The sequence below is a fragment of the Agromyces salentinus genome (assembly GCF_009749395.1).
GTDB lineage: Bacteria > Actinomycetota > Actinomycetes > Actinomycetales > Microbacteriaceae > Agromyces > Agromyces salentinus.
Genome location: NZ_WBIR01000003.1, coordinates 58,351 through 79,117 on the forward strand (window position 1 = coordinate 58,351; position 20,767 = coordinate 79,117).

General features: G+C 71.8%; 19 protein-coding genes. 12 read left to right on the top strand and 7 right to left on the bottom strand.

Going from position 1 to position 20,767, the window contains the following annotated elements:
• Positions 1–79 precede the first annotated feature (79 nt).
• The gene (locus tag GQQ95_RS04750; RefSeq protein WP_157426517.1) at positions 80–1,510 is read left to right on the top strand and encodes an NAD(P)H-quinone dehydrogenase; all 1,431 of its coding nucleotides are present in this window, start codon (positions 80–82) and stop codon (positions 1,508–1,510) included.
• A gap of 41 nt (positions 1,511–1,551) precedes the next feature.
• Positions 1,552–3,063 carry an APC family permease gene (locus GQQ95_RS04755; RefSeq protein WP_157426518.1) on the top strand — a complete coding sequence of 504 codons (1,512 nt, stop codon included), beginning with the start codon at positions 1,552–1,554 and terminating at the stop codon, positions 3,061–3,063.
• 54 nt (positions 3,064–3,117) lie between these two features.
• Here GQQ95_RS04755 and GQQ95_RS04760 read toward each other — a convergent pair whose 3' ends face one another.
• From GQQ95_RS04760 to GQQ95_RS04770, 3 genes are all read right to left on the bottom strand, one after another.
• A complete protein-coding gene (locus GQQ95_RS04760) occupies positions 3,118–3,990 on the bottom strand; it encodes an ankyrin repeat domain-containing protein (RefSeq protein WP_246205186.1) in 873 nt (290 codons plus the stop codon).
• Between the two features lie 92 nt (positions 3,991–4,082).
• The gene (locus GQQ95_RS04765; RefSeq protein WP_157426519.1) at positions 4,083–5,864 is read right to left on the bottom strand and encodes an acetyl/propionyl/methylcrotonyl-CoA carboxylase subunit alpha; all 1,782 of its coding nucleotides are present in this window, start codon (positions 5,862–5,864) and stop codon (positions 4,083–4,085) included.
• A gap of 95 nt (positions 5,865–5,959) precedes the next feature.
• Positions 5,960–6,598 (bottom strand): Maf family protein, encoded by a 639-nt coding sequence (locus GQQ95_RS04770; protein WP_157426520.1) that lies wholly within the window; start codon positions 6,596–6,598, stop codon positions 5,960–5,962.
• 189 nt (positions 6,599–6,787) lie between these two features.
• Here GQQ95_RS04770 and GQQ95_RS04775 point away from each other — a divergent pair, with 189 nt between their 5' ends.
• Genes GQQ95_RS04775 through GQQ95_RS04790 form a run of 4 tightly spaced genes read left to right on the top strand, consistent with a single transcriptional unit; the run spans position 6,788 to position 10,972 of the window.
• A complete protein-coding gene (locus GQQ95_RS04775) occupies positions 6,788–8,032 on the top strand; it encodes a class I SAM-dependent RNA methyltransferase (protein ID WP_246205187.1) in 1,245 nt (414 codons plus the stop codon).
• A gap of 42 nt (positions 8,033–8,074) precedes the next feature.
• Entirely contained in the window at positions 8,075–8,743 is a 669-nt protein-coding gene (locus GQQ95_RS04780) for a response regulator transcription factor (protein WP_157426708.1), read from the top strand.
• A complete protein-coding gene (locus tag GQQ95_RS04785) occupies positions 8,730–9,965 on the top strand; it encodes a sensor histidine kinase (protein ID WP_157426522.1) in 1,236 nt (411 codons plus the stop codon). Before GQQ95_RS04780 ends, GQQ95_RS04785 begins: the two co-directional genes overlap by 14 nt.
• Positions 9,962–10,972: a hypothetical protein gene (locus GQQ95_RS04790; RefSeq protein WP_157426523.1), complete on the top strand. Its 1,011-nt coding sequence runs from the start codon at positions 9,962–9,964 to the stop codon at positions 10,970–10,972. The genes GQQ95_RS04785 and GQQ95_RS04790 overlap by 4 nt, the downstream gene beginning before the upstream one ends.
• A 306-nt stretch (positions 10,973–11,278) precedes the next feature.
• On the opposite strand, the gene GQQ95_RS04795 is transcribed toward GQQ95_RS04790, so the two are convergent.
• Entirely contained in the window at positions 11,279–11,527 is a 249-nt protein-coding gene (locus GQQ95_RS04795; RefSeq protein ID WP_157426524.1) for an acyl-CoA carboxylase epsilon subunit, read from the bottom strand.
• Between the two features lie 6 nt (positions 11,528–11,533).
• The gene (locus GQQ95_RS04800) at positions 11,534–13,156 is read right to left on the bottom strand and encodes an acyl-CoA carboxylase subunit beta (RefSeq protein ID WP_157426525.1); all 1,623 of its coding nucleotides are present in this window, start codon (positions 13,154–13,156) and stop codon (positions 11,534–11,536) included.
• Positions 13,157–13,240: 84 nt separating this feature from the next.
• On the opposite strand from GQQ95_RS04800, the gene GQQ95_RS04805 reads away from it, so the two are divergent.
• From GQQ95_RS04805 to GQQ95_RS04815, 3 genes are all read left to right on the top strand, one after another.
• Positions 13,241–14,089 (top strand): biotin--[acetyl-CoA-carboxylase] ligase, encoded by an 849-nt coding sequence (locus GQQ95_RS04805; protein ID WP_157426526.1) that lies wholly within the window; start codon positions 13,241–13,243, stop codon positions 14,087–14,089.
• Positions 14,090–14,096: 7 nt separating this feature from the next.
• Positions 14,097–14,765 (top strand): PH domain-containing protein, encoded by a 669-nt coding sequence (locus GQQ95_RS04810; protein WP_157426527.1) that lies wholly within the window; start codon positions 14,097–14,099, stop codon positions 14,763–14,765.
• A gap of 125 nt (positions 14,766–14,890) precedes the next feature.
• Positions 14,891–15,709, top strand: a complete 819-nt coding sequence (locus GQQ95_RS04815) for a DarT ssDNA thymidine ADP-ribosyltransferase family protein (RefSeq protein WP_157426528.1) — start codon at positions 14,891–14,893, stop codon at positions 15,707–15,709.
• On the opposite strand, the gene GQQ95_RS04820 is transcribed toward GQQ95_RS04815, so the two are convergent.
• Entirely contained in the window at positions 15,691–16,272 is a 582-nt protein-coding gene (locus tag GQQ95_RS04820; RefSeq protein WP_170296958.1) for a GtrA family protein, read from the bottom strand. The genes GQQ95_RS04815 and GQQ95_RS04820 overlap by 19 nt on opposite strands.
• A gap of 109 nt (positions 16,273–16,381) precedes the next feature.
• On the opposite strand from GQQ95_RS04820, the gene GQQ95_RS04825 reads away from it, so the two are divergent.
• From GQQ95_RS04825 to GQQ95_RS04835, 3 genes are all read left to right on the top strand, one after another.
• The gene (locus GQQ95_RS04825; RefSeq protein WP_157426529.1) at positions 16,382–17,512 is read left to right on the top strand and encodes a 5-(carboxyamino)imidazole ribonucleotide synthase; all 1,131 of its coding nucleotides are present in this window, start codon (positions 16,382–16,384) and stop codon (positions 17,510–17,512) included.
• 114 nt (positions 17,513–17,626) lie between these two features.
• Complete coding sequence (gene purE, locus GQQ95_RS04830) at positions 17,627–18,094, top strand: 5-(carboxyamino)imidazole ribonucleotide mutase (RefSeq protein ID WP_157426710.1); 468 nt, start codon at positions 17,627–17,629, stop codon at positions 18,092–18,094.
• Complete coding sequence (locus GQQ95_RS04835; RefSeq protein WP_157426530.1) at positions 18,091–19,467, top strand: LCP family protein; 1,377 nt, start codon at positions 18,091–18,093, stop codon at positions 19,465–19,467. The genes purE and GQQ95_RS04835 overlap by 4 nt, the downstream gene beginning before the upstream one ends.
• 38 nt (positions 19,468–19,505) lie before the next feature.
• Here GQQ95_RS04835 and GQQ95_RS04840 read toward each other — a convergent pair whose 3' ends face one another.
• On the bottom strand, positions 19,506–20,648 hold the full coding sequence (locus GQQ95_RS04840) for a glycosyltransferase (RefSeq protein ID WP_157426531.1): 1,143 nt from the start codon (positions 20,646–20,648) through the stop codon (positions 19,506–19,508).
• Positions 20,649–20,767 lie beyond the last annotated feature (119 nt).

Sequence of the window (20,767 nt, forward strand, 5' to 3'; positions counted from 1 at the left end):
CCACTCTAACGAGCGTGCGGATGCCGCGGCCGGTCGTGCTCGGGTGAGCCCGTCGCACGCGTACTGGCAGAATATGAGCATGGCCTACGAGTTCGAGCGCACCCAACGAATCGCGGTACTCGGAGGCGGGCCCGGGGGGTACGAGGCCGCACTGGCCGCCGCCCAGCTCGGGGCCGAGGTGACGCTCATCGAACGGGCCGGCGTGGGCGGGTCGGCCGTGCTCACCGACGTGGTCCCCTCCAAGTCGCTCATCGCGACGGCCGAGGCGTCCAACGCCGTCAAGGAGGCCGCCGACCTCGGTGTGCAGTTCTACGCCAAGGGCGATTCCGAGAAGGCCGTGAAGCCGAGTGTCGCGATCAACCTCGCGGCCGTCAACAAGCGGCTGCTCGGGCTCGCGGCGCAGCAGTCCGATGACATGCGCACCAACCTCATCGACGCCGGCGTGCACCTCGTCCACGGCGAGGGACGCCTCGACGGGCCGAACGCGGTCATCGTCGCGACGGCCAAGGGCGGCACCGACTTCGACCGCATCGAGGCCGACACCCTCGTCGTGTCCGTCGGCGCGACGCCGCGGATCCTGCCCTCGGCCGTGCCCGACGGCGAGCGCATCCTCACCTGGACCCAGCTGTACCACCTGCAGCAGGTTCCGCAGCACCTCATCGTCGTCGGCTCGGGCGTCACGGGCGCCGAGTTCGCCTCGGCCTACCGCGCGCTCGGCGCCAAGGTCACGCTCATCTCCAGCCGCGACCAGGTGCTCCCGGGCGAAGACGCGGACGCGGCATCCGTCATCGAGAAGGTGTTCAAGCGCAACGGCATGAAGGTGCTCAACAAGTCCCGCGCCGAGTCGGTCGTGCGCGACGGCGACGAGGTGGTCGCGACGCTCTCCGACGGTCGCGAGGTGCGCGGCAGTCACTGCCTCATGGCGGTCGGCTCGGTGCCGAACACGCACGACCTCGGCCTCGAGCAGGCCGGCGTGCAGTTCTCGGACTCGGGCCACATCCGGGTGAATCGGGTGGCCCGCACGTCGATGCCGAACATCTACGCGGCCGGCGACTGCACGACGTTCCCCCCGCTGGCCTCGGTGGCCTCGATGCAGGGGCGCACGGCCGTGTTCCATGCCATGGGCGACATCGTGAACCCGCCGGAGCTGCGCAACATCACCTCGAACATCTTCACCCAGCCCGAGATCGCCGCCGTCGGCTGGACCCAGAAGGAGATCGAGGACGGCGTGGTGCCGGGCGTCGTCTACAAGCTGCCGCTCGCGTCGAACCCGCGCGCGAAGATGATGGGCATCCGCGACGGCTTCGTGAAGCTGTTCGCCTCGAACGGCTCCGGCGCCATCATCGGCGGCGTGATCGTCGCACCCAAGGCGTCCGAACTCATCTTCCCGCTCGCCCTGGCCGTCGAGCACCGCCTCACCGTCGACCAGTTCGCCGAGGCCTTCCCGGTCTACCCGTCGCTCAGCGGGTCGCTGACGGATGCCGCACGCGCCATGCACGTCGTACGCTAGGCACCGGAGCGTCGCGGGGGCGGCGCGGTTCGGGGGCACTGATGAACCTGCGCGTGAAGTCCGTCGAGGCGTCGATCGCCGATTCGCACGACGAGGAGCGGAGCCTCAAACGCTCCCTCGGCACCTGGGACCTCGCCCTCATGGGCATCGCCGTCGCGGTCGGCGCGGGCATCTTCTCGGTCGGCGCCCAGGCCGCGGCGAACTTCGCCGGACCGAGCGTGATCCTCTCGTTCATCCTGGCCGCGGTCACCTGCGGCCTCGCGATCATGTGCTACGCGGAGTTCGCCTCCACGGTGCCGGTCGCGGGCAGTGCCTACACGTTCACGTATGCGACCATGGGCGAACTGCTCGCCTGGATCATCGGCTGGGACCTCATCCTCGAGTTGTTCACCGCAGCAGCGGTGCTGGCGAAGTACTGGGGCGTCTACCTCGGCGAGGCGCTGCTCGCGTTCGGCCTCCCGTTCCCGGCGACGTTCGACCTCGGCGGCCTCGAGGTGAGCTGGCCGGCATTCCTCATCGTCGCCGTCTTCACGACGCTGCTGGTCGCCGGTACGAAGCTCACGGCGCGCATCGGCGCGGTGTTCACGATCATCAAGGTCGCGATCGTGCTCTTCGTCATCGTCGTCGGCTTCTTCTTCGTCAAGGCGGCGAACTTCTCGCCGTTCATCCCCGAGGCGGTGCCTACCGAGGGCGGCGCCACGGATGTCTGGACGCAGTCGCTCTTCTCGTGGGCGACCGGCGCCGCCCCTGCGCAGTACGGCGTCTTCGGCATGCTGTCGGCGGCCGCACTCGTCTTCTTCGCGTTCATCGGCTTCGACGTGGTCGCCACGAGCGCGGAGGAGGTCCGCGAGCCGCAGAAGCGCCTGCCCCGCGGCATCTTCCTGGGGCTCGGCATCGTCACGCTGCTCTACGTGCTCGTGTCGATCGTCATGACGGGGATGGTGTCCTACACCGAGCTCGCCGAGGAGGAGACGCCCTCCCTCGCGACGGCCTTCCGGCTCGTGGGCCAGGACTGGGCGTCCGCCGTGATCTCGCTCGGCGCGCTCGCCGGCCTCACGACCGTCATCATGATCATCCTCCTCGGCCTGTCGAGGATCGTCTTCGCGCTCAGCCGCGACGGGCTCCTGCCCCGGTGGCTCTCGAAGACGACCGAGCGCACGAAGACGCCGGCGCGCATCCAGATCATCGCGGGCACCGTCGTCGCGTTCGTCGCCGCCTTCACCGACGTCGGCCTCCTCGAGGAGATGATCAACATCGGCACGCTCTCGGCGTTCGTGCTGGTGAGCATCGGCATCGTGGTGCTGCGGCGCACCCGGCCCGACCTGCCACGCGGGTTCCGCGTCCCGTGGTCGCCCGTGCTGCCGATCCTGTCCGCGGTGCTGTGCGTCTGGCTCATGCTCAACCTGACGACGCTCACGTGGGTCCGCTTCGTGGTGTGGCTCGTGATCGGCGTGGCCATCTACCTGCTCTACGGTCGTCGTCGCTCCCGGATGGCGGGCGGCGTCAGCGAGGTCGAACTGCCGACTCCCCAGGGGGTCCGACCGCCGAGCTGAGCCTGCGGCGATCCGGAACCGAGCGCAGCCGACGCCTGGGCCCCGGGACCCGGCTCAGCCCGCGGCGCGGTCGATCTCGGCCACGATCGCGTTGAAGCCGCGTCGGGCCGCCAGGTCGCGTGGGAGCACGCAGTCGCCGTCGGGTATCGCCGGGTCGGCGCCGGCGGCGAGCAGGAGTCGCACGACCTCGACCTGGTCGGCCGATCCGTCGGCGAGCACGATGGCCTCGTGCAGCGCGGTCCACGACAGCCGGTTCACGTGGTTGACCGGGACGCCCGCGGTGAGCAGGATGCGCACGGTCTCGACGTGCCCGTGCTCGCTCGCGGGGATGAGGGCCGTGCCGCCGAAGCGGTTCGTGCTCGCGACATCCGCACCGTGCGAGATGGTCGACTCGAGGATCTCGTTCAGGCCCTCGGCCCCGGCGTAGAGGAACGCGGAGTCCTGCAGGTCGTCCTTCGCGTCGGGATCGGCTCCTGCGTCGAGCAGGAGGGAAGCCATGGCGGTGTCGGCCCGCTTCGTCGCATGGACGAGCGGCGTGCGCCCCTCGGCGCCGCGCGTCTCGAGATCGGCTCCGGCGGCGATCGCGGAACGAGCCGCCCCGACGTCGCCGGCATCGACAGCGGCCTGCAGCCGCACCGTCGCGGCGGCCCTCGCCTCGGGGGAGACCGGCGCCGGCGTCGGCGTCGACGCGGGAGAGGGTGCCGGCGTCGGCGGATGCGGTGTCATCGACGACTCCTTCGGGCCAGGGGCTGCGGATGCTTCGGCGCCCGCGTCGAACTGCGGCGCCGCGCATCCCGCGAGGACCGCGACGGCGGCGAGGGCGCAGGACGTGCGGACGGCGACCCCGGCCGAGCGGATGCCGGTGCGCACGGGCCGTCGTCGCGGCATCCGTTCGCGGTTCGCCCCGGTCGATTCGGAATCGTGCATCCGGCTTGTCTACCGAATCGCTCCGGGAAAGGACGGTGGGACGACTGGGCGCCCCCTTCGAATCGGACGCGGGCGCGCAGCCGTGGTCGGCGTCAGGCGGCGGGGGCGTCCGCGATAGAGAGGAGCAGGTGGCCGCTCGAGACGGTCGCGCCGGCCTCCGCGTTGACGAGGCCGATGACGCCGTCCTTGTGCGCGACGATCGGCTGTTCCATCTTCATGGCCTCGAGCACGAGCACGAGGTCGCCCTTCACGACCCGGTCGCCCTCGGCGACGGCCACCTTCACGACCGTGGCCTGCATGGGCGCCTTCACGGCATCGCCCGTCGCCGTGCCGGCCGCGTGCGAGGCGGTGCGCCGGCGGGGCACCGCACCGGCGGTGGGCGAGGACGAGGCGACGCCGCCCGCGAGCTTGGCCGGAAGGGTCACCTCGATGCGACGGCCGCCGACCTCGACGACGAGGTTGGTGCGTGCCGACGCCGCGGCGGGCTCGGCCAGCTCGCCGGTCCACGGCTCGAGCTGGTTGTCGTACTCGGTCTCGATCCACCGCGTGTAGATCGAGAACGGCCCGTCGCCCTCGGGGGCGAACGCCGCGTTGCGCACGATGTCGCGGTGGAACGGCAGCACCGTCGGCAGGCCGTTGACCTCGAACTCGTCGAGCGCGCGGCGGGCTCGCTCGATGGCGTCCTTGCGCGTCGCACCGGTGACGATGAGCTTGGCGAGGAGCGAGTCGAAGGCGCCCGAGATCTGGTCGCCGCTCGTGACTCCGGAGTCGATGCGGATGCCGGGGCCGCCGGGGAACCGCAGCTGGTGGACGGGGCCGGGGGCCGGCAGGAAGTTGCGGCCCGGGTCCTCGCCGTTGATGCGGAACTCGATCGAGTGACCGACCGCCACGGGGTCGTCGTAGTCGAGCACGCCGCCCTCCGCGATGCGGAACTGCTCGCGCACGAGATCGATGCCTGTGACCTCCTCGGACACGGGGTGCTCGACCTGGAGGCGGGTGTTCACCTCGAGGAAGGACACGGTGCCGTCCTGGCCGATGAGGAACTCGCAGGTGCCGGCGCCGACGTAGCCGACCTCCTTGAGGATCGCCTTCGACGAGGCGTACAGGGCCTCGGTCTGCGCGTCGGTGAGGAAGGGCGCGGGCGCCTCCTCCACGAGCTTCTGGTGGCGGCGCTGGAGCGAGCAGTCGCGCGTCGAGATCACGACGACGTTGCCGTGCTCGTCGGCGAGGCACTGGGTCTCGACGTGTCGGGGCTTGTCGAGGTACTTCTCGACGAAGCACTCGCCGCGCCCGAAGGCCGCGACGGCCTCGCGCGTGGCGGAGTCGAAGAGCTCCGGCACCTCCTCGCGGGTGCGGGCCACCTTGAGGCCGCGGCCGCCGCCGCCGAAGGCCGCCTTGATCGCCACGGGCAGGCCGTGCACGTCGACGAACTCGAGCACCTCCGCGGCATCCGCGACGGGGTTGAGCGTGCCCGGCGCGAGCGGGGCGCCGACCTTCTCGGCCACGTGCCGCGCCGACACCTTGTCGCCGAGGCGCTCGATGGCCTCGGGCGACGGGCCGATCCAGATCAGGCCGGCGGCGATGACCGCGCGTGCGAAGTCGGGGTTCTCGGCCAGGAAGCCGTAGCCGGGGTGCACGGCGTCGGCGCCCGAGCGGCGCGCGATGGAGAGCAGCTTGTCGATGACGAGGTAGGTCTCGGCGCTCGTGGAACCCTCGAGCGCGTAGGCCTCGTCGGCGAGCTTGGAGTGCCGCGCGTCGCGGTCCTGGTCGGCGTAGACCGCGACGGAGGAGATTCCGGCGTCGCGGGCGGCGCGGATGATGCGGACGGCGATCTCTCCGCGATTGGCGATGAGGACCTTCGTGATACGCGGCATGACATTCAGCCTATTCAGGGATCGCGCATTGCCTTTGGGTTGAGTCCACAAGAAAGGTGCCCGACCCTTTCGGGTGTCGACAAAGGAGCCGTGGGTCAGCCCCGGTTCCAGAGCGAGGGCCACGAGACGCCGAGCTCGCGCACGAGGTCGCGGAGCGTCGACAGCGACAGTCCGACGACCGTGGACGGATCGCCCTCGACCCGGCGGATGAAGGGTCCGCCGAGGCTGTCGACCGTGAACGCGCCGGCGACGAGCAGCGGTTCCCCGGAGGCGACGTAGGCGTCGATCTCTGCCTCGTCGAGGGCCGCGAAGCGCACGGTCGCGACATCCGCCCTCCCGACGGCGCCGTTGACGCGTCCGCCGCGGTGGTCGATGAGCCAGTGACCGGACCACAGGTCGCCGTGCGAGCCGTTCTGCTCGAGCCAGCGCGCCTTCGCGACCTCGGGGCGATGCGGCTTGCCGTGGATGCGGCCGTTCACGAGGAACGCGGAGTCGCCGCCGAGGATGAGCCCGTCGATCGGTTCGCCGTCGACGGTCGCGCCGACCACCGCCTCGGCCTTCGCCCTGGCCAGGAGCTGCACGAGGTCCGGCGCCTCGAGCGCCCCGTGCGCCGCCTCGTACGCGGCGACCGCCGCCTCCTCGTCGACGCCGGGCGAGATGGCGACGGGTTCGATGCCCGCGGCACGCAGCGTCGCCAGGCGGGCGGGGGAGGTGGAGGCGAGGTGGAGGCGCATCCCCCCATCCTGCCGCTCACAGGCGGGCTGTGGAATGCTCGAGGCATGCCCCGACCGCAACGTCCAGACCGCTCGAACTCCGCCAGGCGGGGCGGACGCCCCAACGCGCGCACCGGGAAACCGGCCGCCGGGCAGCAGCAGGGGCGGGGCAGGGAGCGAACACCGGCACCGGTCAGGACCGACGGCCCCGTGCTCGAGCTCGAGGCCGAGCGCATCGCGCACGGCGGCATCGCGGTCGCCCATCACGAGGGGCGGGTCGTCTTCGTCGCCGACGCGATCCCCGGCGAGCGGGTGCTCGCCCGCGTGACCGATGACGGGCACGACCGCTTCTGGCGGGCCGACACGCTCGAGGTGCTCGAGGCGTCGCCCGACCGCGTGCCGCACGTCTGGGCCGAGGCCTCCGTCGACCGTGCGCCCGAGCGCCGGGCCGGCGGCGCCGAGTTCGGTCACATCGCGCCGGTGCGGCAGCGCGCGCTCAAGGCCGAGGTGCTGCGCGACGCACTGTCCCGCTTCGGCGGCATCGAGCACGAGGTGCTCGTGCGGGCGGTCGACCCCGCCCTCGCGCCCGGGGTCCGGGCCGACGGCACGGGATGGCGCACGCGCATGCGCCTGCACGTCGCCGAGGACGGCACCGTGGGCCCCTACGCCGCTCGGAGCCACACCGTCGTGCCCGTGGCCTCCGTCCCGCTCGCCGTCGACGCGCTCGCCGCCCTGGCGCCGCTCGCGGACCGCTTCCCGGGCGCCGTGTCGATCGACCTCATCGCACCGAGCGGCGACTTCGCGCAGCTCGTGGTCTCCGACGGCGAGCGGATGCCGCGTGGCGAGCGTCCGGTGACCACCGAGATCGTCGGCGACCGCAGCTTCTCCGTCGACCGCGACGGATTCTGGCAGGTCCACCGCGGCGCGGCGGCCACGCTGACCGAGGCCGTGCGCGACGCGGTGGATGCCGACCGCTTCGACCCGCGCGCCGCGAACCTCGACCTCTACGGGGGCGTGGGCCTGCTCGCCGCCGCTGTCGGCGACCGGTTCGGCGACACGATGCGGATCACGAGTGTCGAGGCCGACGAGCGCGCGACCGCGCACGCGGGTGCGAACCTCGCCGACTGGGTCGGCGCCCGTGCCGTCACCGCGAGGGTCGACCGGTTCCTGGTGCAGCTCGAGTCCGACGCCGGTGCGGGGGAGCGCGCGCGCTTGCGCGACGCGACGGTCGTGCTCGATCCGCCGCGCTCCGGCGCCGGTCGCGAGGTCGTCGACCGCATCGCCGCACTGCGACCACGTCAGCTCGTCTACGTGGCGTGCGACCCCGTCGCCCTCGCCCGCGATGTGGGCCTGCTCCGCCAGCACGGGTACGAACTCGAGCACCTCGAGGCCTTCGACCTGTTCCCGAGCACCCACCATGTCGAGGCGGTGGCCCGACTGGCCGCTATCGTGTGACTGACGGAAGGGGGCGCCGTGCCGGGCCCAGAAGCAGACGCGATCGCCACGGTCGCCATCGTCGACGACCATGAGGCGGTCAGGCTCGGGCTCCGAGCCGCCTGCCGCGACGCCGGGTACGCCGTCGTCGCCGAGACCGCCGACGTGCCCGACCTTCTCGCGGCGCTGGCCCGACTCGACCGCCGCCGGTGCGACGTCGTCGTCCTCGACCTCTCGCTCGGCGACGGGTCGAGCGTGACCGAGAACGTGCGCTCGGTGCTCGCGACCGGCAGTGCCGTCCTCGTCCACAGCATCGCCGACCGGGTCGCCGCGGTCCGCGAGGCGCTCGCCGCCGGCGCCGCGGGCGTGATCCCGAAGGCGTCGCCGATGTCGGCCGTCATCGCGGCCATCGCGACGGTCGCGCGGGGCGACGTGCTGAACAACGTCGAGTGGGCGAGCGCCATCGAGGCCGACCGCGACTTCGCCAAGGCCCAGCTCGGGCGGCGGGAGCACGACGTGCTCCACCTCTACGCCTCCGGGTTGCCGCTGAAGCTCGTCGCCGCCCAGCTCGGCATCGCGCATTCCACGGCCCGCGAGTACCTCGACCGGATCCGCGCGAAGTACGTGGAGGTCGGGCGCCCGGCTCCCACGAAGGTCGACCTCCTGCGTCGGGCCGTCGAAGACGGCATCCTGCCCGGACTCGACGGTGAAGGCGGGGATGCCCGCCGCTGAGGTGCGCCCCGCGCGTGCGCAGATCCGACGTCGCAGGGCCGTCACCCGCGAACAGGTGGAGACCGTCGCGGCGCGGGCGCTCGGCATCTTCGGCATCGTGTTCGGCGCACAGGCGCTCCCGCTCGCGCTCGACCAGGCGGCGGGTCTGCGGCCGGGCGCCGGCGTGGCACTCGTCGCGGTGCTGTACGGCTCGATCCTCGCCGTCGCGCTCGCGGCCGCCACCAAGGTCGCCATCCGAAGCGCCGCCCTCGTCTTCGCGGTGCTCTACGCGGCCGCCATCCTCGTCTGGCCGCTGATCGTCGTCGACCTCGACATCGTCGCGACGTCGCCGCCCTGGTTGTACTACCTGTGCACGGTCGCCACCACGGCGGCGGTGGTCGCCCTGCCGATCGGATGGGCGATCGCGTACACGGTGCTCGTTCCGACCATGTACGGCGTCGTGCGGCTCACCCCGGCGGGCGGCGCGGCCGACCTCGACCTCGCGATCCTCGATGCGCTCTATGCGCTGATCCTGGGCTTGGTGGTCCTCATCATCGTCACCATGCTCCGCAACGCCGCCCGCGCGGTCGACGTCGCCCAGGAGGCCGCCCTCGAGCGGTACGAGTCGGCGGTCCGGCTGCACGCGTCCGAACTCGAACGCGCGAAGGTCGATGCGCTGGTGCACGACAGCGTGCTCACGACGCTCCTCTCGGCCGCGGCCGCCAACACGCCGGAGGAGCAGGCGCTCGCCGCTCGGATGGCCCGCGACGCGACGAGCCGCCTCGACGAGGCGGGGGCCGACTGGCCGCAGGTCGGCGATCGCGTCGGCCTGCCGCACCTCGTGCGCCGGCTCCGATCGGCCCTCGCGACCTTCGCGGCCTCGTTCACCGTGCGGGTCGTGAACACCGGTGGCGTGGAGATCCCGGTCGAGGCGGCGGACGCCCTGTCCACGGCCGCCGTGCAGGCGATGGTCAACAGCATGCAGCACGCCGAGGGCGCCGGGCACACGGTGCGCAGGGAGGTCCGCATCCGCGGCATCCGGGCAGGCGGCTGCGTCATCGAGGTGGCCGACACGGGGGTCGGGTTCGACCTCGACGAGATCCCCACCGAGCGGCTGGGGGTCCGCGTCTCGATCATCGAGCGCATGGCCAATGCGGGCGGGGCGGCCCGCATCGAATCGGGCGAGGGACGTGGCACGACCGTGACGCTCCTCTGGCCGGCGGGCGTGGAGGCGGTCCGATGATCGCCATCCCGCGTTGGCTGCTGCTCGTGCTCGCGGTGCTCTTCTCGACCTACCACGTGATGCTCGGCATCACGTCGCTCGATGTCCCCGCATCGCCGTGGCCGACGGTCGTGGCGCTCGCGCTGTACGTGATCGCGACCGTCGCGAGCCTGTCGGTGGGCTCTCGCGTGCGCATGCCCGACTGGCTCGCCGCATTCGACCTCGCGGTCTGCATCGTCATTCCGGTGCTCGTCACGAGCCAGCTCGACCCGGACGAGGCGAACGGGTACGCGACCTGGTACGTGGCGGCCGTCGGCACGCTCATGACGATCGCAGCCGCCCGGCGGCAGATCCTCGCCGCGTGGCTCGGCGTGCTCGCCCTCGCCGTGCAGACGGTGGTGTGGGACGACCTGTTCGCGCTCGGCACGCTCGGCGTGATCGGCAGCATCGCGTGGGTCGCCATCGCGCACATGCTCACGGCGGCGCTCGGCACGGCCGCCCGTGAGACGCGGCGCTACGCGCAGGCCGAGCGGGAGGCCGCCGAGTGGCAGGCCGCCCAGGACGCGCACGTCTTCGAGGGTCGGGCCAGGCTCGCGCACACGAACCGCATCGCGGCGCCGATGCTCCGCCGGATCGCCGATCGGGGCGGCGTGCTCACGCCGGCCCAGCGCCAGGAGTGCCGCGTCCTCGAGGCGGCGATCCGCGACGAGATCCGCGGCCGGATGCTGCTCACCGACGACGTGCGCTCGGCCGTGCAGCGCGCGCGGGAGCGTGGCGCAACGGTGACCCTGCTCGACGAGGGCGGCATCGACGAGTTGCCGGACACCGAACGCGCGCGGGTGCTGGAGCGGCTCGCCGAGGCGATCGCGTCGTCGCGCGCCGACCGCATCATCGCGCGCACGGCGGCTGAGACCTCGACGGCCGCCGTGACGGTCGTGGGCCTCACGGCCCCGGAGCCCGGTGCCCTCCTCGGGGACTCGGACGAACTCGACGTGGAGTTCTGGCTCGAGATCCCGCGCGGGTCCTGAGGCGGACGCCGCAGGCAGGCCGCCCGGTCGTGTCGGAGGCAAGGCCCGGACATGAAGGTGGGGGGCCGATCGATGATCGACCCCCCATCAAGCCCGAGTCACGGCGACAACCCGAATATCGCCCTGACTCGCCCCCAACCACTCGCCGGTTACCCGACCGACGAGGGTGGCAGCTCCCTGAGGGAGCCTGCACAAACCATCCTCATACGGGCGGTCCCGACGGCAAAGTCAGCATTTCGGGGGACAGCGCCCGAGAACGCACGAATCGAGCGGATGCCCCGTGCGCACGCGCGCGATCGAGCGAGGTCAGGCTCCGGCGCGATCCCATCGTGCGCCACGCGGGTCGAACGCGCTGAGCGAGCCCGAACTGCGGACCCATGCACCGCGCCGCGGGTCAGCGGGCACCGTGGCGTCCGATTGCTCCTCGAGGGCGGCCACGAGCACCGCCGTGACGGCCGCGGCCTCCTCGTCGGTGACGTTGCGCGTGATGAACCGGATCGCGGCGGCAGCGGCCGCGGCATCCGCTTCGGGGGTGGATTCGTCTCGTGTGCTCATGGTGCCCTACAGCGGGATGTTCCCGTGCTTCTTGGGCGGCAGGCTGGCCCGCTTCGTGCGGAGCGAGCGCAGTGCCTTGAGGATCGCCACGCGCGTGGCGGCGGGTTCGATGACCCCGTCGAGCTCACCGCGCTCGGCGGCGAGGAACGGGGAGGCCACGTTGTAGGTGTACTCGTTCGCGAGCTTCGTGCGGACCGCGGCGACGTCTTCGCCGGCCTCCTCCGCCCGCCTGATCTCACCGCGGTAGAGGATGTTCACGGCGCCCTGGCCGCCCATGACGGCGATCTCGGCCGTGGGCCAGGCGAGGTTGATGTCGGCGCCGAGCTGCTTGGAGCCCATGACGATGTAGGCACCGCCGTACGCCTTGCGGGTGATGACGGTGACGAGCGGCACCGTCGCCTCGGCGTAGGCGTAGAGCAGCTTCGCGCCCCGGCGGATGACGCCGGTCCACTCCTGGTCGGTGCCGGGGAGGTAGCCGGGCACGTCGACGAGGGTGAGGATCGGGATCGAGAAGGCGTCGCAGAACCGCACGAACCGGCTCGCCTTCTCGCCGGCCGCGATGTTCAGCGTGCCGGCCATCTGGCTCGGCTGGTTCGCGATGATGCCGACCGAGCGACCCTCGACCCTCGCGAAGCCGATGAGGATGTTGGGCGCGAACAGCGGCTGCACCTCGAGGAAGTCGCCGTGGTCGACGACGCCCTCGATCACGGCGTGCATGTCGTACGGCTGGTTCGGCGAGTCGGGGATGACCGTGTTCAGGCGGAGGTCCTCGTCGGTGACCTCGAGCTGCGCCTCGGTGTCGTAGACCGGGGCATCCGTCATGTTGTTGTCGGGCAGGAACGAGACGAGCGTGCGCGCGTAGTCGAGCGCATCGGATTCGTCGCTCGCGAGGTAGTGCGCGACGCCCGAGACCGAGTTGTGCGTCAGTGCACCGCCGAGCTCCTCCATGCCGACGTCCTCACCGGTGACGGTCTTGATGACGTCGGGGCCGGTCACGAACATCTGGCTCGTCTTGTCGACCATGATGACGAAGTCGGTGAGCGCGGGCGAGTACACGGCGCCGCCCGCGGCGGGACCGCAGACGATCGAGATCTGGGGGATGACGCCCGACGCGGCCGTGTTGCGGCGGAAGATCTCGCCGTACTTGCCGAGGGCGACGACGCCCTCCTGGATCCGGGCGCCGCCCGAGTCGAGGATGCCGATGATCGGCACGCCCGTCTTGATGGCCAGCTCCATGACCTTGATGATCTTCTCGCCGGCGACCTCGCCGAGGGAGCCGCCGAAGATCGTGAAGTCCTGCGAGTACACGGCGACCTGGCGTCCGTGGATCGTGCCGGTGCCCGTGACGACGGCGTCGCCGTAGGGCCGCTTCGCCTCCATGCCGAACGCGTGCGTGCGGTGTCGCACGAACTCGTCGAGCTCGACGAACGAGCCGGGATCCAGGAGTTCCGCGATGCGCTCGCGGGCGGTCATCTTGCCCTTCGCATGCTGCTTCTCGATCGCCGCCTCGCCGCTCGCGGTCACGGCTTCGTGGTAGCGGAGCTTGAGGTCGGCGAGCTTGCCCGCCGTGGTGGACAGGTCGGGGCCGTCAGTCGCATCGGTCACGCGGTTCACTCTACCGGCGCGCATCCGGCCGACTTCGTTGACGGATTCCTACAAATCGGACGCCCGCAATGGTGTCTTCCCCCGGGTCGGCTGCGGAAGACTGTCGGCATGGACCTTCCGAAGTCTCGCGCCGTCTCGCCCCGCCTCGAGTTCCTCGACACCGCGACCTCGACCAACGACCTGCTCCGTGAGGCCGCGAGCGGGCCGGATGCCGCGAGCTGGCCGCATGGCTCGGTGATCGTCACCGACGACCAGACGAGCGGCCGTGGCCGGCTCGGTCGCACCTGGCTCGCGCCGACCGGCAAGACCCTCGCCATCTCGGTCCTGCTCCGACCCGGCGGCGGTGCGCAGGCGCGCGCATTGCCCGGCGACGCGTACGGATGGATCCCGCTCATCGCGGGCGCGGCCATGACCGAGGCCGTGACGAGGGCGGTCGACGCGGCCCGCCCAGCCGAACCCGAGGACCCGGAGGACCGCACCGGTGGCGTGGAGGTACGGCTGAAGTGGCCGAACGACGTGCTCGTGTCGGGCTACAAGGTCTGCGGCATCCTCTCGGAACTGCTGTCCGAGTCCGGCGCGGTCATCGTGGGAGCCGGGCTGAACCTCACGCTCGACGAGCACGACCTGCCCACGCTCACCTCGACCTCGCTGCTGCTCGCAACCGGTGTCCGCCCCGACGCCGATGCCGTGCTCGCCGACTACCTCGAGACCTTCGCCCGCCTGTTCGAGGCGTTCCTCGACCACGGCGGTGACGCGGATGCCGCCGGCACGGCGGCCCGGGTCTCGGCGCTCTGCGGCACGCTCGGGTCCGAGGTCCGGGTCGAGCTGCCCGGCGACCGGGAACTCATCGGCACCGCCCTGCGCATCGACGCCGACGGACGCCTGGTCGTGCGAGACCGTGAGAACGGTGAGGAGCAGGCTGTCGCCGCCGGCGATGTGACCCACCTGCGGTATTAATGGGCGTATGACGAAGGGCGGCGAGGGGCGCGCAGCCGGGCGGGCCGCGAGGTCGGGGGTGCCGGCGCCGGCACGTGCGCAGCCGCCGTCGGCCCGGTCGTCGACGGGCGCGGTGCCCGGGGGAGTCGGGGGCCTGTCTGCAACCGGAGCGGTCCTCGTCCCGGAGCGAGTCGTCGCGCGCGTCCGCCGCCATGCGCGGGTGCTCGTGTTCCCGGCCGCGCTGCTCGTGGTCGTGGCCGGACTCACCGCCTACGCGGTCGGTGCGTTCGAGGAGCCCTGGCAGGTGATCGCCGCGCTCGCCGCGGGGGTCGTGCTCGTCCTGGTCGGCTCCGTGCTGCCCTTCCTCGCCTGGCTGACGCGCCGCGCGACGATCACCACCCGGCGCGTGATCGTGCGTCACGGAGTCGTGTCCCGCACGCGCCAGGAGCTCCTGAACAGTAGGGCGACCGATGTCGACGTCCGCGCCGGTTGGGTGCAGTCCATGTTCGGCTCGGGCGACGTGCGCATCAACACCGGACACGACCGCGTGCTGGTCATCCGGGACGCGCCGCGGGCCGAACTCGTCCAGGCCGCGCTCCAGGAGTTGATGGACCCGTCGAGTCCCGCCGCCGCCGAGCATCGGCGCGCGATGCGGGAGATGCCAGAGGGCGACACGGTCGCCTGGGACCGGCGCTGAACCGGTTCGCGCGCGGCACACGGTTTCGGGGCGTAACCTAGAAGGTCTGACTCGTGCGCCCCCGAGCGCGAGCAGGCCTATGGAGGTTTCCCGTGGACGAATGCAGGCACGGTTTCGAAGCCGGAATGTGCGCGACGTGCTTTCCGCCGCCCGAGCCCGCTCCCAAGCCGGTCGTCGCGACCGTTCGCGCGCCGCGCTCGTCCATCGGCATCGGCGGCACCGTCACGCGTGCGAGGCGCGCCCCCGCACGGGTGGCCGGCACGCGCGGCGTCCAGGCCGAGCTCGCGCCCGTCGACCCCAAGGGCGTGCGCATCTACCACGTGACGCACATCGAGAACCTCGCGTCCATCCTCGGCGAGGGCGCCATCCTCGCCGATGCCGCGGGCGCCGAGCCCGAGGTCGACCTCGCGGCCCCGGCCGCTCGGGAGTTCCGGCGCGCGGCGCCCGTCGAGGGCACCGACCAGGTGGTCGCCGACTACGTCCCGTTCCTGCTCTCGACCGACGCCCACCTCTGGGAGGCCCTGCGCACCGGCTCGCCCGACCCGCGCCTCGCCGAGGCCGCGGTCTCGCGGCCGGCATCCGACCACGTGCTCTTCGTGACCGATGTGGCGGCTGCGGTCGGCCCCCGCACCGAGGACGTCGGCACGGTCGCGATCACCGAGACGGATGTCGCGGCCACCGGGTCCGTCTCGGCCTCCGATTGGCCCGACGTGCTGCGCTCGCTGCGTCGCCTGCACCGCGACGACGACGGGGCGCAGCTCCTCGCCGCCGAGTTCCTCGTGCGCGAATGCCTGCCGATCGAGCGCGTCCGCCTCATCGCCGTCGCGAACGACCGGGTGCGCGATCGGGTCAAGGCCGCCCTCGACGCCGTGGGACTCGCGACGCGCGTCGCCGTGTACCCGCCGTGGTTCCAGCCCGCCGGCGGTCAGGCCCTCGAAGACTGATCGGCCGAGGCATCCGCCTCGCCGGGTTCCTCGAAGAGGGTGCGCTGCGCCTCCTCGACCCTGGCGAGGTTCGAGAGCCCGTCGGTGCGGTGGTGGCCGAACACCCAGTAGCGGTACAGCACGAAGCGGAACGCCGTGCCCAGGCCCAGGCCGACGACGTTCGTCGCGATGTTGTCGGCGAGCAGGCTCGTGTAGCCCAACAGGTGGTGGCTGATCCACAGGCAGCCGAGCGCGATGAGCATGCCCCCGATGGAGACGACGACGTACTCGCCGAACTCGCGCACGTAATTGCGCCTGCGGTGGTTGCGGAAGGTCCAGTACCGGTTGCCCAGCCAGTTGAAGACGATCGCGACGCTCGTCGAGATCGTCTTCGCGCCGATCGCGGACTGCGCCCAGTGGTCGTCGCCGAAGACGCCGAGGCGCAGCAGGTTGAACAGTGCCACGTCGATGACGAGGCCGATGAGCCCCACGACGCCGAACTTCAGGGCGTAGGCGAGCAGCCCGTCCCAGGCCCGTGCGAGCGCACCCGCCGGGCGTTCGTGGCTCGTGGTTCGGCTGGGCACCGGCACATCCTATGCCGTCGGATGCCGCCTAGACTGAACGGGTGACGCCGCGACCGCGGCCCGGCTCCATTCGCGGGTCGATTCCATCCCGAGCAGAAGGAGCGACCGCGTGCGAGTCGGAGTGATCGGCGGCGGACAGCTCGCCCGGATGATGATCCCCGCGGCGATCGAGTTGGGCGTCGACCTCCGAGTGCTCGCCGAGGCCGACGGCATGTCCGCGGCGATCGCGGCCGACCGCGTCGGCGACTACACCGACCTCGAGACCGTGCTCGCATTCGCGCGCGAGGTCGACGTGATCACGTTCGACCACGAGCACGTGCCCCAGGACGTGCTGCGCGGGCTCGTCGATGCCGGCGTCGCCGTGCACCCGGGCCCCGATCCGCTGCGATTCGCGCAGGACAAGCTGCTGATGCGCGAGCGGCTCTCGGAGCTCGGCCTCCCCGTGCCCGACTGGGCGAGGGTCGAGTCGGCCGCGGAGCTCGACGCCTTCATCGACGCGCACGGCGGCACGGCGGTCGTGAAGACCCCGCGCGGCGGCTACGACGGCAAGGGCGTGCGCGTCGTCCGTACCGCGGCCGAGGTGCACGAGTGGTTCGCCACCGCCGCCGAGGACGGCCGCGGGGGAGCCCTGCTCGTCGAGGAGCTCGTCGACTTCCGCCGCGAGCTCGCGCAGCTGGTCGCCCGACGGCCCTCGGGCGAGACGGTCGCCTGGCCGCTCGTCGAGACGGTCCAGGTCGGCGGCGTCTGCAGCGAGGTCATCGCGCCCGCGCCGCACGCTGCCGGGCGCATGTCCGACGTCGCCGCCGAGATCGCCTTCGCCGTGGCCGAGGGACTCGGCGTCACCGGCGTCATGGCGGTCGAGCTCTTCGAGACGACCGACGAGCGGATCCTCGTGAACGAACTCGCGATGCGACCCCACAACAGCGGCCACTGGTCCATGGACGGCGCGACCACCGGCCAGTTCGAGCAGCACCTGCGCGCCGTGCTCGACCTGCCGCTCGGCGGCACCGGCATGCACGCCGACTGGTCGGTCATGGTCAACATCCTCGGCGGCCCCGAGGAGGGCTCGCTCGCCGACCGCTACGAGCGGGCGCTCTCCGAGCACCCGACCGCGAAGCTCCACAACTACGGCAAGGCGCCGAGGCCCGGTCGCAAGGTGGGTCACGTCACCGCGGTGGGCGACGACCTCGACACCGTGGTGTACGAGGCTCGTGCGGCCGCGGCGGCCTTCCAGGACTGAGCCTCCGGCGATCGGGCCGCTCCGGCCACCCCGGGCGCCCTGCGGCGATCTGCCAGCCCGGCATCCTAAGATCGTCGGGTGACTGCAGCAGCTGGCCCGCTCGTGGGCGTCGTGATGGGTTCCGACTCCGACTGGAACGTGATGCGCGACGCATCCGTCGTGCTCGACGAGTTCGGCATCGACCACGAGGTCGAGGTGCTCTCGGCCCACCGCACGCCCGAGAAGATGATCGCGTACGGCAAGGATGCGGCCGCTCGCGGACTCAAGGTCATCATCGCCGGAGCCGGCGGCGCGGCCCACCTGCCCGGCATGCTCGCCTCGGTCACCACGCTGCCCGTCATCGGCGTCCCCGTGCCGCTGTCCAGGCTCGACGGGCTCGATTCGCTGCTGTCCATCGTGCAGATGCCGGGCGGCATCCCGGTCGCGACCATGGCGATCGGCGGCGCGAAGAACGCGGGCCTCTACGCCGTGCGCGTGCTCGGGGCATCCGATCCCGCGCTCGCCGATGCGCTGGCGGCCTACGCCGAAGCCCTCGCCGCGCTCGTCGAGGAGAAGAACGAACGGTTGAAGTCGACCCGATGACGCTCGCTGCAAGCCCGATCCGGTTCCCCGACGCCGCCTCGCGCACGGTGATGACCCGCCGCGCCTGGTGGCTCGTGGCGATGAACTTCCTGGTGCCGGGCTCCGCGCAGGTGCTGGCTGGCGACCGGCGCCTCGGCCGGTTCGGCCTGGGTGCGACGCTCACCCTCTGGACCCTCGCGGTGGTCGCGCTCGTCGTCTGGCTCCTCTGGCCGACGGTCATCTACACCGTGGTCTCCACGAGCATCACGCTCTGGGTCATCGCCGCGCTGCTGCTCTTCTACGCGGTGCTGTGGGTCGTGCTCACGCTCGACACGCTGCGGCTCGTGCGGCTCGTGAAGACGGCGCCGTCGGCGCGCGCCTGGGTCGCCCTGCTCTCGGTCGCCCTCATGGTCGTGCTCTCGGGCGGAGCCGCGTACGGCGCGTACTTCGCGACGACGGCGAGCGGGTTCCTCTCCTCCGTCTTCGTCGCGGGCCCGACCGAACCGCCCGTCGACGGCCGCTACAACATCCTCCTGCTCGGCGGAGACGCCGGGCCCGACCGCGATGGCATGCGACCCGACAGCATGAGCGTCGTCAGCATCGACGCCGAGACCGGGCAGGCCGTGACCATCGGCCTGCCGCGCGACTTCGTGGACGTGCCGTTCCCCGAGGATTCTCCGCTCTACCAGGTCTACCCCGAGGGCTACGGCGCGATCGACGGGTGCGAGGTCGACGTCTGCCAGCTCAACTCGATCTACACCGAGGTCGAGCTGAAGTCCCCCGAGATGTACCCGAATGCCGTCTCCGAGGGCAGCGAGCCCGGCATCGAGGGCATGCGGGATGCCGCGGAGGGCATCACCGGGCTCACGATCCAGTACTACGTGCTGATCGACATGCAGGGCTTCGAGCAGCTCATCGATGCGCTGGGCGGCGTGGACATCAACGTCGAGACGCGCATCCCGATCGGCGGCGACGAGGACAACAACGGGGTCGACGGGTGGATCGAACCCGGGCAGCAGCACCTCAACGGCTACCACGCGCTCTGGTACGGCCGCGCGCGCTACGGCGTGGCGGGCGGCGACTACGAGCGCATGCAGCGCCAGCACAACCTCGAGGCCGCGATCCTCGAGCAGTTCACCCCGGCCAACGTGCTCACGCAGTTCCAGGGTGTCGCCAGCGCCGGCGCCGACACGGTGAAGACCGACATCCCGCAGTCGATGCTGGGGTACTTCGTGAACCTCGGGTTGAAGACGAAGGAGTTGCCCATCATCACCGTCTCGCTGACGCCCGAGAACGGCGTCGACTCCGCCGAGGACCCCGACTACGAGTACGTGCGCCAGCTCATCGACCAGGCCCTCGTCCCGCCGACGGCTGAGCCGGAGGACGTCGGCTGAGCCGGCAGGCGTCACCCAGCTCCGGCGGCGACGCGGGGTCAGAGGTCGGCGTGCAGCTGCCACACCCGCTCGGCCGTGTCGCGCCAGCTGAAGGCACGTGCGCGATCACTCGAGGTGACCGACAGGCGTTCGGCCAGCGAGGACTGTTCGACGACCGAGGTGACGGCCGCGGCCAGCCGATCGGCGTAGCCGCCTGATCCGATCGTGACGGCGAGGCCCGATTCGGCCGCGACCTCGAGATGCGTCGCCGTCGTCGAGTGGATGACCGGCACGCCGAGGCTGAAGGCCTCGATGAGTCCGGTCGCCGCACCGTCGTCGTGGCCGGGCGCCACCACGGCCGTGGCGCCCGAGAGCACCACGGCGAGGTCGGCCGCGTCCTCGCATTCGACCGCCCGGACGAGGCGCGGGTCGACGCCGGACTCCTCCGCGACGGTGGCGAGGTGCACCTCTCCCCAGGTCGCCGGGCCGATGACGACCAAGGGGATGTCGGGGACGCCCGGTCGGCCGAGCGCCTCGAGCAGGTCGACGATGCCCGCGCGCGGTTCGAGCGTGCCCGCCGTCACCAGGTACTGCGACGGAAGGCCGAGCCGCGTCGCCCGGAGGGAGGCCTCGAGTTCGGCCGGACGTACGAGTCCCGGCCGCGGGGCCGTGCCGATCACGCGGACGCGATCTCCGAAGTCGGCGACCTCCGCGAGCCGCTCGGCGAGCGCGTGCGTCGGGACCACGATCGCATCGGCGTGCCGGCGTGCACGCTTCAGCATCGATCGCGCCCAGGTCACGTGCGACGGGGTGAGCGCCTCGGGGTGCGTCCACGGGGCGAGGTCGTGCAGCGTCACGACGACCTGGTCGCCGCTGACCGTCCGGTCGTGCCGGCGGAGCGGGGCGAAGAGCCCCGGTGCATGGATCATGCCGCCGCCGGGGGAGCTCGTGAGACCGAGCTGCCAGGCCGCCGTCAGCTCCCGGCGCGCGAGGGAGGTCTTGTACAGGCCCGAGAGGCCGGGGAACATGGCCTCGACGCGGGCGTAGTCGGTCGCCGAGGAGGCCGAGACGATGCCCTCGACGTCGCATCCCGAGGGCGCATTCGCGACGAGTGCGGTGGTGAGGGCCTGGGTGTACACCCCGAGCGGGCCCGGGACCGGTGCGATCACCTGATCGACGACCATCCGGAGTGTGGTGGACATGCATCTCCTCGTCCGCTCGATGACAACCCTGCAAATCTACCGGTCGCAGCGCCGCGAATCCGACGGGAAGGCCTGCCCATGGTCGGCACGCCGGCCGAAGGCAGGGCAAGATGGAATGT